The 12645-nt window shown below is 64.7% G+C and carries 11 protein-coding genes; 4 read left to right on the top strand and 7 right to left on the bottom strand.

What is annotated here, in order from left to right; genetic code table 11:
* Nucleotides 1-29 precede the first annotated feature (29 nt).
* The 6 genes from CH302_RS00060 to CH302_RS00035 all read right to left on the bottom strand — a co-directional run bounded on the left by CH302_RS00060 (nucleotide 30) and on the right by CH302_RS00035 (nucleotide 8005).
* Nucleotides 30-1964 (bottom strand): ABC transporter ATP-binding protein, encoded by a 1935-nt coding sequence (locus CH302_RS00060; protein ID WP_052047421.1) that lies wholly within the window; start codon nucleotides 1962-1964, stop codon nucleotides 30-32.
* Between the two features lie 8 nt (nucleotides 1965-1972).
* Nucleotides 1973-3703 (bottom strand): ABC transporter ATP-binding protein, encoded by a 1731-nt coding sequence (locus CH302_RS00055; protein ID WP_037187667.1) that lies wholly within the window; start codon nucleotides 3701-3703, stop codon nucleotides 1973-1975.
* A 92-nt stretch (nucleotides 3704-3795) separates the two neighbouring features.
* Complete coding sequence (locus CH302_RS00050) at nucleotides 3796-6084, bottom strand: MMPL family transporter (RefSeq protein ID WP_037187666.1); 2289 nt, start codon at nucleotides 6082-6084, stop codon at nucleotides 3796-3798.
* Nucleotides 6085-6086: 2 nt separating this feature from the next.
* On the bottom strand, nucleotides 6087-6764 hold the full coding sequence (locus CH302_RS00045) for an acyl-CoA-like ligand-binding transcription factor (protein WP_037187664.1): 678 nt from the start codon (nucleotides 6762-6764) through the stop codon (nucleotides 6087-6089).
* An 86-nt stretch (nucleotides 6765-6850) separates the two neighbouring features.
* Nucleotides 6851-7309 carry an RrF2 family transcriptional regulator gene (locus CH302_RS00040; RefSeq protein WP_037187662.1) on the bottom strand — a complete coding sequence of 153 codons (459 nt, stop codon included), beginning with the start codon at nucleotides 7307-7309 and terminating at the stop codon, nucleotides 6851-6853.
* 60 nt (nucleotides 7310-7369) lie between these two features.
* Complete coding sequence (locus CH302_RS00035) at nucleotides 7370-8005, bottom strand: SOUL family heme-binding protein (protein ID WP_037187660.1); 636 nt, start codon at nucleotides 8003-8005, stop codon at nucleotides 7370-7372.
* A 108-nt stretch (nucleotides 8006-8113) separates the two neighbouring features.
* Here CH302_RS00035 and CH302_RS00030 point away from each other — a divergent pair, with 108 nt between their 5' ends.
* Entirely contained in the window at nucleotides 8114-9019 is a 906-nt protein-coding gene (locus CH302_RS00030) for a sterol desaturase family protein (protein ID WP_037187658.1), read from the top strand.
* Here CH302_RS00030 and CH302_RS00025 read toward each other — a convergent pair.
* On the bottom strand, nucleotides 9000-9689 hold the full coding sequence (locus CH302_RS00025; RefSeq protein ID WP_037187657.1) for a YceI family protein: 690 nt from the start codon (nucleotides 9687-9689) through the stop codon (nucleotides 9000-9002). The genes CH302_RS00030 and CH302_RS00025 overlap by 20 nt on opposite strands.
* A 120-nt stretch (nucleotides 9690-9809) precedes the next feature.
* Between CH302_RS00025 and CH302_RS00020 the strand changes: the two genes are divergently transcribed.
* The 3 genes from CH302_RS00020 to CH302_RS29850 are packed head-to-tail and all read left to right on the top strand — an operon-like array spanning nucleotide 9810 to nucleotide 12234.
* Entirely contained in the window at nucleotides 9810-10820 is a 1011-nt protein-coding gene (locus tag CH302_RS00020; protein WP_037188842.1) for a PHP domain-containing protein, read from the top strand.
* Nucleotides 10817-11731 carry an alpha/beta hydrolase family protein gene (locus tag CH302_RS00015; RefSeq protein ID WP_037188839.1) on the top strand — a complete coding sequence of 305 codons (915 nt, stop codon included), beginning with the start codon at nucleotides 10817-10819 and terminating at the stop codon, nucleotides 11729-11731. The genes CH302_RS00020 and CH302_RS00015 overlap by 4 nt, the downstream gene beginning before the upstream one ends.
* 35 nt (nucleotides 11732-11766) lie before the next feature.
* Nucleotides 11767-12234: a hypothetical protein gene (locus CH302_RS29850; RefSeq protein WP_155292876.1), complete on the top strand. Its 468-nt coding sequence runs from the start codon at nucleotides 11767-11769 to the stop codon at nucleotides 12232-12234.
* The last annotated feature ends 411 nt before the right edge of the window (nucleotides 12235-12645 follow it).

Raw genomic sequence — 12645 nt, 5'->3', positions numbered from 1 at the left:
GGAGTGGAGCCTGCGGAACGACCGGTGACTCAGCCGTGCACCTGCGGCGGAGCCGCTCCAGCCGCATTCAAGCGGAAGTACGCACCCCTGGCCGCGAGCAGTTCCTCGTGATTGCCCTGCTCGACGATGCTGCCGTTCTCCATCACCACGATGGTGTCCGCGTCGCGGATGGTCGAAAGCCTGTGCGCGATAACGAAGCTGGTGCGATCGGTGCGCAGCTTCGCGGTGGCCTTCTGCACCAGTAGCTCGGTTCGGGTGTCGACCGAGCTCGTGGCCTCGTCGAGGATGAGGATCAGCGGCTTGGCCAGGAAGGCACGGGCGATGGTGATGAGCTGCTTCTCACCGGCGCTGACGTTGTTGCCCTCCTCGTCGATGATCGTGTCGTAGCCGTCGGGCAACGAGTGCACGAAGCGGTCGACGTAACTGACGCGCGCGGCCTCGAGGATTTCTTCCTCGCTGGCACTCGGGTCGCCGTAGGCGATGTTGTCGCGAATGGTTCCGCCGAACAGCCAGGTGTCCTGCAGCACCATTCCGGTGCGAGCGCGTAGTTCCTCGCGGGTCATCTTCCTGGTGTCGACGCCGTCGAGGGTGATTCGGCCGGAATCGATCTCGTAGAACCGCATGATGAGGTTCACCAGGGTGGTCTTGCCCGCGCCGGTGGGTCCGACGATCGCGACCAGATGCCCGGGATCGGCAACCAACGAGAGGTTCTCGATCAGCGGGCGGTCGGGAGAGTAGCCGAACGAGACGTCCTCGAATTCGACGCGTCCTCGGCGCTCGGTGGGCCGCACCGCATCGGCCGGGTCGGCGTCCTCTTCCTCGGCGTCGAGGACCTCGAAGATGCGCTCGGCCGACGCGACACCCGACTGCACCAGGTTCACCATCGAACCCACCTGGGTGAGCGGCTGCGTGAACTGACGCGAGTACTGGATGAACGCCTGCACTTCACCCAGCGTGAGTGTGCCCGACGCGACCCGCAGCCCGCCGACCACGGCGATGACCACGTAGTTGATGTTCCCGAGGAACATGATGACGGGCATGATCATGCCCGAGATGAACTGCGCCCGGAAGCTCGACTGGAACAGCTTCTCGTTGCGCTCGCCGAATTCGCGTTCCACCTCTGCCTGACGGCCGAAGGCCTTGACGATCTCGTGGCCCGTGTACGTCTCTTCGATCTGCGCGTTGAGCTTGCCGGTGTGCTTCCACTGCGCAACGAAGTGCGGCTGTGAACGCTTGGCGATGACGGCGGTCACCGCGAACGACGCCGGAATGGTCAGCACCGCAACGAGAGCCAGCAACGGCGAGATCCAGATCATGACGCCGAGGATGCCCAGCACGGTGAGAATGCCGGTGATCAACTGGCTGAGCGTCTGCTGCAGGCTCGTGGAGACGTTGTCGATGTCGTTGGTGACGCGGCTCAGTGTCTCGCCGCGAGCATGATTGTCGAAGTACTTGAGCGGCAGGCGATGCACCTTCGCTTCGACGCTGCCGCGCAGCAACAGGATTCGACGCTGCAGCGCGATGTTGAGGATGTATCCCTGCGCCCAGGCCAGCACCGCAGAGAGCACATACAGAACCAGCACCCACAACAGCACGGTTCCCACTGCACCGAAGTCGATTCCGGCTCCGGGGGTCAGGTTCGTCCCGGACACCAGATCTGCGATGGAGTCGTTCCCCTCCGCCCGGAGTTGGTCGATGGCCTGATCTCTGGTCTGACCCGGATCGAGCTCGCGGCCGACGACGCCGTTGAAGATGAGGTCCGTCGCGTGTCCGAGGACGCTGGGTGCTGCGACGGTCAGCACGGTGCTGGCGATACCGAATGCCAGCATCACCGACAGGAGCATTCGCTCGGGAGCGAGCAGGCCCACCAGACGCTTGAACGAACCCTTGAAGTTGCGGGCCTTGGTTCCCGGCTTCACAGTCTTGGAGACGGGGGCGATGTCCTCCTCTTCCGCCTTCTCCACCTGCGCGGTCACAGTGCACCCACTGCGTGCTGCGAGTCGACGATCTCCGCGTAGGTGGGGCAATCGGCCATCAATTGGTCGTGGGTACCCACACCTACCGGCTTTCCGTCGTCGAGTACGAGTATCTGATCGGCGTCGATGATCGTCGAAACGCGCTGGGCGACAACGATCATGCACGCATCTCGCGTCACTGCCTTCAGAGCCGCGCGCAGATTGGCGTCGGTGGTGAGGTCGAGTGCGGAGAACGAGTCGTCGAACAGATAGATGCTGGGTTTGCGCACCAGCGCGCGAGCGATGGCGAGGCGTTGCCGCTGACCGCCGGAGACCGTCGTACCACCCTGCGCGACGGGCGTCTCCAATCCCTCGGGCATGGCGCGAACGAAGTCGGCTCCCTGGGCGATCTCGAGTGCCTCCCACAGTTCGTCGTCGGTGGCATCGGATTTGCCGTAGCGCAGGTTGCTCGCGATGGTGCCCGAGAACAGGTACGGCTTCTGCGGGATCAGGCCGATCTCGGAACGCAGCAGGTCCAGATCCAGTTCGCGGATATCGACTCCGCCGACGCGTACCTCACCGCCGGTGACGTCGATGAGTCGCGGAATCAGGTTGACGAGAGTGGACTTTCCCGAGCCGGTGCCGCCGATGATGGCGGTGATCTTGCCTGCCTCGGCTGTGAGGTTCACCCCGCACAGCACCGGATATTCGGCTCCGGGGAAAGAGAATTCGGCGTTCACGAGCTCGACGGTTCCCGGCGACGACGCGAACGTCTTGGGCTCGCGGGGCAACACGACCGAGGATTCGGTGGCGAGTACCTCGCTGATGCGATCGGCGCACACCGACGCGCGGGGAACCATCATCGCGATGAACGAGGCCATCATCACCGACATGAGGATGAGCATGATGTAGCTCAGAAGTGCTGTGAGCGAGCCGATCTGCATCGTGCCCTCGTCGATCGCATGGCCACCGAACCAGATGACGGCGACGCTGGTGACGTTGCTGATGAGCATGACCGTCGGGAACATCAGGGCCATGAGCCGTCCGACGCGCAGGGCGGTACCGGTGAGCGCGGCGTTGGCCGATCCGAAACGGTCGATCTCGAAATCCTCGCGAACGAACGCTCGCACCACGCGAATTCCGGTGATCTGCTCACGCAGAACACGATTGACGGCGTCGATCCGCTTCTGCATCGAGCGGAACGCCGGCACCATCTTGATGATGATCAGGCCCATGGAGATCGCGAGCCCCGGCACCGCGATCATCAGGATCCAGGACAACCCGAGATCCTCGCGCAGCGACATCACGATGCCGCCGACGCACATGATCGGGGCCATCACCACGATGGTGAACCCCATGACGATCACCAACTGCACCTGCTGAACGTCGTTGGTGTTCCGGGTGATCAGCGACGGCGCGCCGAACTGGCCGACCTCACGGGCGGAGAACGTGCCGACGCGATGCAGGATGGCCCCACGCAGGTCGCGTCCGACACCCATGGCCGCGCGCGCACCGATGAACACCGCCGACACCGAGCTGATGATCTGCACTGCAGACACCAGCAACATCACTCCGCCTGCGGAGAGGATGTAGCCCGTGTCGCCGGTGGTGACGCCCTTGTCGATGATGTCGGCGTTGAGACTGGGCAGGAACAGTGCCGCCAGCGTGGCGACCAGTTGGAGCAGAATCAGCGCGACGATCGGCATCTTGTACGGAGCCAGATACGTGCGCAGCAGGGGGATCAGCATGATGGCCGAAGATTACTCGTACACATGGATAACAGTCTCTCCGTTTTTCGAGTGTTGCGGGCAATCTTCGGCCGACCGGCTGCAGTCGAGAACTACGCGGACTTCTCCGGTGCAGTCTTCAGTTTGGCACCTTCGATGTCGACGTCCGGCAGAACCTTGTCCAGCCACTTCGGCAGCCACCAGGCCTTGTCGCCGAGCAGCGCCATCACGGACGGAATCAGCACCATGCGCACGACGAACGCGTCGAAGAACACGGCGGCGGCGAGCGCGAATCCGATGGACTTGATGAACGAGTCCGGCTCGGCGATGAATGCGGCGAACACCGAGATCATGATGATCGCTGCCGAGGTGACCACGCGTGCGCCGTACTTGAAGCCGTTGACGACGGCATCCTTGGCGGCGGCTCCGTGGACGAACTCCTCACGCATTCGCGAGACGAGGAACACCTGGTAGTCCATCGCCAGGCCGAACACGACACCGATCAGGAAGATCGGCATGAAGCTGACGATCGGCTGCGGGTTGGAGATCAGGCCGAGTCCACCCTCTTGGAAGATGAACACCGTGGCACCGAACGTGGCCAGCACGCTGAGCAGGAAGCCGAGTGTTGCGGTCAGCGGCACCAGGATGGAACGGAACACCAGCATCAGCAGCACGAATGCCAGGCCGACGACCACTGCCAGGTACGGAATCAACGCATCCTGCAGTCGCTCGGAGACGTCCAGCTCGAGCGCCGTCTGGCCGGTGACGCCATAGGAGACGCCGTCGCTGGCCACCACGCCCGGTTCGGCGTCACGCAGGTTCGCCACCAGGTTCTTGGTCTGCTCACTGTTCGGCGAGGACGACGGGGTGACGAGGATCTGTGCGGTGTCACCGGCCGGGTTGACGGCGATGATCTGCGCGTTCGTGACGTCCGACTGCCCGGTGATGGCCTCGACGACCTTGCCGAAAGAGGCAGTCCGATCGGCCTCGGCCACGTTCGACGCGTCGGCGATGACCAGCAGCGGTCCGTTGCGTCCCGGTCCGAAGCCGTCGTCGACGATGTCGTAAGCCTGACGCGCGGGCGTCGACGGGTCGGCGGTGGCGGTGGACGGCAGTGCCAACGACAGTCCTGTGGTCGGGCCTGCGATGACGCCGAGGAGAACGATGCCGCCGATGAGTCCGAGAGCGGGCTTCTTGACCAGGAAGCGGGCCCACCGGAGTCCGTTGGTGGGCTTGGCGTTCGGGTCTTCCGGGTCGGTGGTGTTGACGCCCTTGATCTTGCCTGCGAAGGCCTTGCCCTTGTAGAGGCCGAGCATGGCGGGCAGGAACGTCAGTGCGATGAGGACCGCGATGAACACCGCGAATCCGGCTGCCGCACCCATCTGGGACAGGAACGGGATGCCGACGACGCGCAGTGCGACGAGGGCGATGAGCACGGTCGCGCCGGCGAACACGACGGCCGAGCCTGCGGTTCCCACGGACCGCCCGACGGCCTCCTCGCGGTCGTCGGTGAGCGTCAACTCGTGTCGATAGCGGGCGAGGATGAACAGCGAGTAGTCGATGGCGACGGCCAGGCCGATCATGATGGCGAGAACCGGCGTGAACGACGACAGGTCGGCGAAGCCGGTTGCCGTGGTGATCGCCAGACTCGAGATACCGATGCCGACGATGGCGGTGATGAGCGGCAGGCTCGCGGCTGCTGCGGAGCCGAACATGATGAGCAGCACGACGGCGGCGACGGCCAGACCGACGAGCTCCGAGGTTCCGCCGGGCGAGACGTTCTCCTGCGCGACGGTACCGCCGAGCAGGACGGTCAGGCCTGCGTCACGGGCGGGCTGCGCGGCCTCGTCGAGCTCGGTGCGGATCTGGTCGGTGACGTCGGCGAGTTCGACGTTGATCGGCACGGTGACCGTGCCGACGTTGCCGTTGGGGCTCAGCGGTGACGTGGCAGCGGCGTCGGCGGCTACCTGGTCGGCCGGAGTGCCCGCCTCCGTTGCCGCTTCGGTGTACCGCTCGACGATCGACTGGTTGGCCGCGACCGGGTTGGCCAGTGCCGGAGCGCCTTCCGCAGGCTTGGCTGCGTCGATCTTCTGGATCTCGGCAATGCTGGCATCGATGGCCGAGGTGTACTGCGGGGTGTCCAGCGTCTGCCCGTCGGGTGCCTGGAACACGTATTCCGCGCTGACTGCGGTCAGCGGATCCTCTGCGGAGCCGAAGCGCTCGGACTGCAGGTCCAGTGCGGCCTGCGCGGGCGTGCCCGGGATGGAGAACGAGTTGACCGTCGGGCCGGACAGCGTCGCAGCGCCCACCCCGGCGAGAACCAGAATCGCCAGCCACAGTCCGAGGACGATGCCCTTGCGTCGGTACGCGAATCTTCCGATTCGGTAGAGATAGGTGGCCACTGTCAAGCTCCTCGGTTGGGTTCGGACGTGGGGGTGTTGGGTTCGGGAGTGGAGCCTGCGGAACGACCCTTGGGCTCGGGCAACCCGGCTCGGAGTTGATCGAAGGCGTCCTCGATGAGGGCTCTCGGTGTCGATGCGCCTGCGGAGTCGGTGACCCAGATGTTCAGTGCTGCCGTGACGGCACCACCGACGGCCATCTGGAGCAGGTTGGGGTAGAGGTCGGTGTCGATATCGGTGCCGGTTCGCTCGGCGATGGCTTCGCCGAGTTTGCGGGTCAGCGATTGGTGCATTTCGAGCTTGCGGGCCATCAGGGCGGGGTTGGCTTCGATCAGCCGCGCCGCCGCGAAGGTGTCGTCCAGATCCCGACCGGGGTCCGCGACGAGGTTGATTGCGATGTGCCGCAACGAGTCCCAGATGGGCTCGGTAGACGGCCTGGCGCGCAGGAGCTCGAACCATTCGAGGGCAGACACTTCGATGTGATGAAGAACTGCTTCTTCCTTGTTGGAGAAGTAGTTGTGGAACGTGCGGGTGGAGACTCCCGCTTCGTGCGCGATGGCGTCGGCGGTGACCGCGTCGAAGCCGTGTTCCTTACCCAGACGCACGGCGGCCATGCCGAGGGCGTCGCGGGTGGCGGCCTTCTTCAGATCGCGAAGGCCCGTCGGAGAGGTCACGCATACCAACCTACGGAACTTGCACGATCCTGCAAGTTTGCAGTGATGTGCAATTTTGACGATCGCGCCACACCGACCAGCAGATGTGACTCACGTCATCGACGCGCCCATGCGGTCGGCTCGCTGATCAGCTCCCCGACGAAGTCCGGCAAGTCGTCCTCGACAATGTCCGCAAGCGACACCGATTCGAGTACCGCACGCAGATTGGCGCGTACCGCGAGCCACACTCTGGTGAGCGGCTCGGCCGGACCGGAATACTCCGCATCCTCGGGCCGCTGACCGCGCACCGACGCCAGCGGGCCCTCCACGGCCCTCATCACGTCGGCAACAGAAATGTCCGACGCCTCCCGCGCCAGCCAGTAGCCGCCGTCGGGCCCCCTTCTACTGCACACCAGATCTGCACGACGCAGATCCGAGAGCACCGATTCGAGGAACTTGTGCGGTATGCCCTGCGCGGTGGCCAGCGCCTCGGCTTTCGCGGGCTGCTGCCCACCGACCGCAGCGAGTTCGACGAGCGTCCGAACCGCATAGTCCGCCTTGGCCGTGATGTGCACGCTAAATTCCTATCATTTCGGTAGGAAATTAGCGAGCAGTTGCCGGAATACCCCGACGCGTCAGGACCCTTCCGGTACCGCCACGACCACCTCGTTGCGTCGGAACGGCGCCAAGGTCCACGGAGGATCGTAGAACCAGGTCATCGGCTCACCCAGCATCTCGATGCCGTGTGCGCGCAGCGCTTCGGTCAGCGCTGCCATCTGCGGTTCGACGTCGCCCCGGCCGCGGCCACCGCTGAAACGCAGCACGGCCACCGTCTCCGCGGGAACCTCCGTCAACGTCACACGGTCGTCGTCGGGCGTGGGCAGCGTGTCCATCGTCCACTCGGCCGGCATGAAGAACCGGACGACCCAGCCGTCGCTGCCGGGGGTGCTCGACACCGGGGCAGTCATCGCAATCTTCTGCGAGCCTGCGGACGACTGACTGACGGGAGCGGTCATCGCGACCTTCTGCTTGCCCCCGTTCCCACCGAAGATGTATCCGGCCAGGCGACGGAAACCCTCCTGGCGCGCCTCTTCCTCGTCGGCGTCGACCGTGGTCTGCGCCGCGATACGCGGTTCGTACCGACGGATCTCCACCGCATCGGTCAGTCGCCGGCTCGTGTGCTGCGGTTCCTCGGTACCGACACGAATCCCGACGACACCCAACACTGACGAGCCCACCTCTCCAGCCGTGGACGCGATCTTCTGCAACAAGTCCGACTCCGATCACTTGGTCGATAGTGCGTCCTCCACGGTACGAGCCGTAGGAAAGCCGGCCAGGCAGCGTTACACTTGGTCTCTCACTGTCACGCGGGAGGTTCGATGAGCGACTGGATCGGTTCGGCGTGGAACGCTCTACCCGAACCGCTGCGCGATCCCGTGGCGTTGGCCATCCCCGCGTTCGCGCTGCTGCTGGCAATCGAGTGGATTGCGGCCGCGAAGCTCGAAGACGGTGAACGCGGTGGTTACTCCGCCAGAGATGCGCGCTCCAGCCTGAGCATGGGCCTGGTGTCCATCGCGACCACCACGGCGTGGAAGGCGCTGGCCCTCGTCGGCTACACAGCCATCTATGTCTACGTCGCGCCGTGGCATCTCCCGGCCGACGCCTGGTACACGTGGGTGATCCTGATCCTGGGCGTCGACCTGCTGTTCTACGGCTATCACCGCATCGCGCATCGAACCCGACTGATCTGGGCGACGCATCAGGCCCATCATTCGAGCGAGTACTTCAACTTCGCGGCGGCGCTACGACAGAAGTGGAACAACAGCGGCGAGGTCATCATGTGGCTACCGCTTCCCCTGCTGGGCATGCCGCCGTGGATGGTGTTCGTCGGCTTCTCGATCAACCTCGTCTACCAATTCTGGGTGCACACCGAGCGCATCGACCGGTTGCCGCGTCCGTTCGAGTTCGTTTTCAACACGCCCTCGCATCATCGCGTCCATCACGGTCGCGATCCGCAGTATCTCGACAAGAACTACGGCGGCATCCTCATCATCTGGGACCGCTTGTTCGGCACCTACGCCGAGGAGGTCGAGCGCCCGAACTACGGCCTCACCAAGCCCGTCGACACGTTCAACATCTGGACCCTCCAAACACACGAATACCGCAACATCGCGCGGGATGTTGCGGCATCGCGGTCATGGAAGGAACGCGTCGGATATCTCGTCGGACCGCCGGGATGGACGCCCGGGGCCGCGAGAGAACGCGCTACTGCTGACTCAGATTGATCAGGAAGTCGACGGTTCCCGAGCCCTCGACGGTGACGAAGCCGAGCGACGGCGGTTCGATTCCGTAATCGGCCCACGTGGTCGGAATTGCGCCCGACGCGATGAGCGTGTCACCGGACTGCAGTACCTCCATCTGCACCGAGACCGGACGCGTCTGATCCTTGAGCGTCAATGTGCCCTCGGCGGTGACGGTTTCGGTGGTGCCGTCCTTGGGCAGCGAGGACAGGTCGATCGGCGAGTCGATGTTGAACGTCGCCGTCGGGTACGTGGCGGTGTCGAAGATGTTGCCGCGGAACTGGCTGTCACGACGATCACTGTCGGTGCTGATCGAGTTGGTCATGACGACCACCTGGCCCTCGGTGAGGGTGTCGTCGGCGATGACGACGTTGCCCGCGACCTCGGTCGTCGAACCGACGACCGTGACATCGGATCCGTTGAGCACCTCGTCGACGGTGTAGCCCGCAGCGGTCGCGTTGGCAGCGTCACCTGCGGTGACGATCCACCGCCCGTCGATGCTCTCGGTACTGGCGGCCTGCGCGCCCGAGGTGGACACCGATGCTGCCGGTGCGTCGTCTCCTTGCAGCGATGCATAGATCTTGGGGCCGAAGTACAGCCCGAGCGCCGCCACGACGACGACAACTACTCCTACGATCCACCATTTCTTGGTCATGACTGCCGATGATAGTTGCAGCTTCAAGCCTATGGGTAGTGAGCGACCTGGTAACTCCCTGAGAGTTTTGTCCGTTTACCCCGTGAACACGTGTCGGTATCGCCAGGCACAATGGAACCCATGGATCCGGTGGACGCACTTCGAGAGATCGGGTATTGGCTCGAACGCTCACGCTCGGACACCCATCGAGTCAAGGCCTATCGTCGGGCCGCCGATGTCGTCGAATCCCTCACTCCCGCACAACGATCCGAGCACGAGAAGGCAGACAGCTGGTCCTCGCTGGCCGGCATCGGAGCCAAGACCTCGCTGATCATTCGCCAGGCTCTGACCCAGGACGTCCCGGACTATCTCCTCGAGCAACGTGACGCGGCAGAACCCATCGGCGACAACGAACTTCGCGGCGCACTGAAGGGCGATCTGCACACCCATTCCAACTGGTCCGACGGCGGCAGCCCCATCGAGGAGATGATGCGCACCGCCGCGCGGCTCGGCCACGAATACTGCGCTCTCACCGATCATTCCCCTCGCCTCAAGGTCGCCAACGGCCTCACTGCCGAGCGCCTGCGAGCACAGCTCGACGTCATCGCCGAGCTCAACGAGCGGCTCGCACCGTTCCGCATCCTCACCGGAATCGAAGTCGACATTCTCGACGACGGATCACTCGACCAGGACGAAGGTCTGCTCGCCGAGCTGGACGTGGTGGTGGCGAGCGTGCACTCCAATCTGCGCGCCGACTCCAAGACCATGACCAAGCGCATGGTCACCGCCATCGCCAACCCGCACGTCGACGTCCTCGGTCACTGCACCGGACGGCTCGTCGAAGGCGGCCGCGGCACCAGGCCCGAATCGACGTTCGACGCTCCCGTGGTGTTCGAGGGCTGCCGCCAATTCGACACCGCAGTGGAGATCAACGCCAGGCCCGAGCGCCAGGATCCCCCCGAGCGACTGATCGACATCGCCCTCGAACGCGACTGCCTGTTCTCCATCGACACCGACGCGCATGCACCCGGGCAGCTCGACTGGCAGGGCTATGGCTGCATCCGCGCCGAAGCGCGTGGCGTCCCCACCGAGCGTGTGATCAACACCTGGCCGCTCGCCGAACTGCTCGAGTGGACGGCGCAGCGCGCGTGAATCGTCGTCATTTCCTCTCCGGCCTGCTCGCTGTGACGCTGGTCGGCTGCAGCTCCGCCGACACCGACTCCTCACCGAGTACCGCCGAGACGTATTCGGCTGCGCTGCAACCGGTATCGGCCCCAGCCGGGGATCCCATCAGACTGAAGTACGGATACGACTCGGACAACATCGGCGATCTGTACCTACCCGAGAACACCGCCAGTTCGCTCCCGGTGGTGGTGATGATTCACGGCGGTGGGTGGCAGGAAGACCTCGACCTGTCGTACTTCCAACAGATGTCGAAGGCCATCGCAGATCAAGGCATCGCCGTGTGGAACGTCGAGTACCGGCGTGGGCCGAACAACTGGGCCAACACCCTCTCCGACGTCGACGACGCCACCGAGGCACTGGCAACCGTCGTGCAGGGTGCGGCGGACGGGCGACTCGACCTCGATCGCGTCCACGTCGCCGGACATTCCGCCGGTGGACAGCTGGCCGCATGGGTTGCCGCTCGACACCTGATGCCGGTCGATGCGCCCGGAGCGGAACCGAAGATCAAGCCCCGCAGCGCCACCATCATGGCGGGCGTCTTCGACATGAAACGAGCGGCCGACATCGGCGGCGACAAGTTCGTGCCTGCCTTCCTCGGCGGCATGCCCAACGAAGTGCCCGGACGCTACAAGATCGCCTCCCCCATCGAATACCTCCCGCTCGACGTCCCACTGACCGCGCTGCACGGTGATGCCGACCAAACCGTCTCGGTGAACCAGAGCCGCGTCTACGTCGATGCCGCGACCAAGGCAGGCAGCACCGACACCGAACTGGTCGTACTGCCGGGAGCCGGTCACGGCGCGTTCCTCGACCCGAAGAACCGCGCCTGGTCGACGGCTCTGAGCACCATCACCGGACGTGCGCAGACACTGCTCTGACGTCGGTGATTTCGCCGGGGTGGTACACAGTGGCGATGAACGGAAAAATCGCGACCGGATTGCTCGGGCTGATCGTGGCCGTCTCGATTGCCGGATGTAGCAGCGACCCGTCGACCGAGGAAGCGTCGACCACTTCCGCCGCAGCCACGACGACGTCTGCGGCTTCCACGACTGTGCCCGCCAGCACCACGGTCGATTCGCCGGCTCCGGCTCCTGCCCCTGCTCCTGCTGCCGAAGCACCGGAGGCACCGCCCGCCGCCGAGCCCGCGGCTCCGAGCGACGCGACCTCCGGCGTCACCGGTGAAGCGCTCTACCAGCAGACCTGCACGCAGTTCATGACGTCGATCGATGCACTGGAGCAGACCGGAATCTCCGATCGCGCCACGTCGGTCGAGGGTCTGCGCAACGAAATGACCACCGCACCCAGCTGGAACGACGTCCCACCCAGCGATCAGAACGAAATTCTGCGGGGACTCGACGCCGCGGGTGCGGGACAGTGCTGAGCCTCTGAGTCGCTGCGTGGTCTCGCCCTGCCACCATCCCCGCACCCCACCCCCGGCTCACTCCCCGCAAACGCGCGCGCATTTGCCAGGTGCGCGCAAAATCGACCCCGAATCGCTAGCGAATCCGAACGCGTACGACGAATGCGCGCGCGTTTGCGACAGACTCAGCCGCAGAGGGCCGACCCCCAGCACCCGCGAACCAGCACCCGTGCACTCCTGAGTGCGCCCACGTCCGCCCCGTAATCCCGCAAACGCGCGCGCATTCGTCGTACGCGCGCGGATTCGCTAGCGATTCGGGGTCTATTTTGCGCGCTCCTGGCAAATGCGCGCGTACGACGAATGCGCGCGCATTTGCGACAAAACCAGCCGACAGAGCCGCACCATCGCCCTCGCTCACCCCCTTCACCCCTC

Origin of the sequence: Rhodococcus sp. 15-2388-1-1a, assembly GCF_002259145.1 — a bacterium.
In the GTDB taxonomy this organism is placed as follows: domain Bacteria; phylum Actinomycetota; class Actinomycetes; order Mycobacteriales; family Mycobacteriaceae; genus Rhodococcoides.
Note: the sequence above shows the minus strand (reverse complement) of the source record. Positions and strands in the feature narration are given on the sequence as shown.

Excerpts from the sequence above, each read along its gene's own strand:
- CH302_RS00055 (WP_037187667.1), bottom strand. The coding sequence starts at position 3,703 with ATGCTGATCCCCCTGCTGCGCACGTATCTGGCTCCGTACAAGATGCCG.
- CH302_RS00030 (WP_037187658.1), top strand. The coding sequence starts at position 8,114 with ATGAGCGACTGGATCGGTTCGGCGTGGAACGCTCTACCCGAACCGCTG.
- CH302_RS00025 (WP_037187657.1), bottom strand. The coding sequence starts at position 9,689 with ATGACCAAGAAATGGTGGATCGTAGGAGTAGTTGTCGTCGTCGTGGCG.
- CH302_RS00020 (WP_037188842.1), top strand. The coding sequence starts at position 9,810 with ATGGATCCGGTGGACGCACTTCGAGAGATCGGGTATTGGCTCGAACGC.
- CH302_RS29850 (WP_155292876.1), top strand. The coding sequence starts at position 11,767 with ATGAACGGAAAAATCGCGACCGGATTGCTCGGGCTGATCGTGGCCGTC.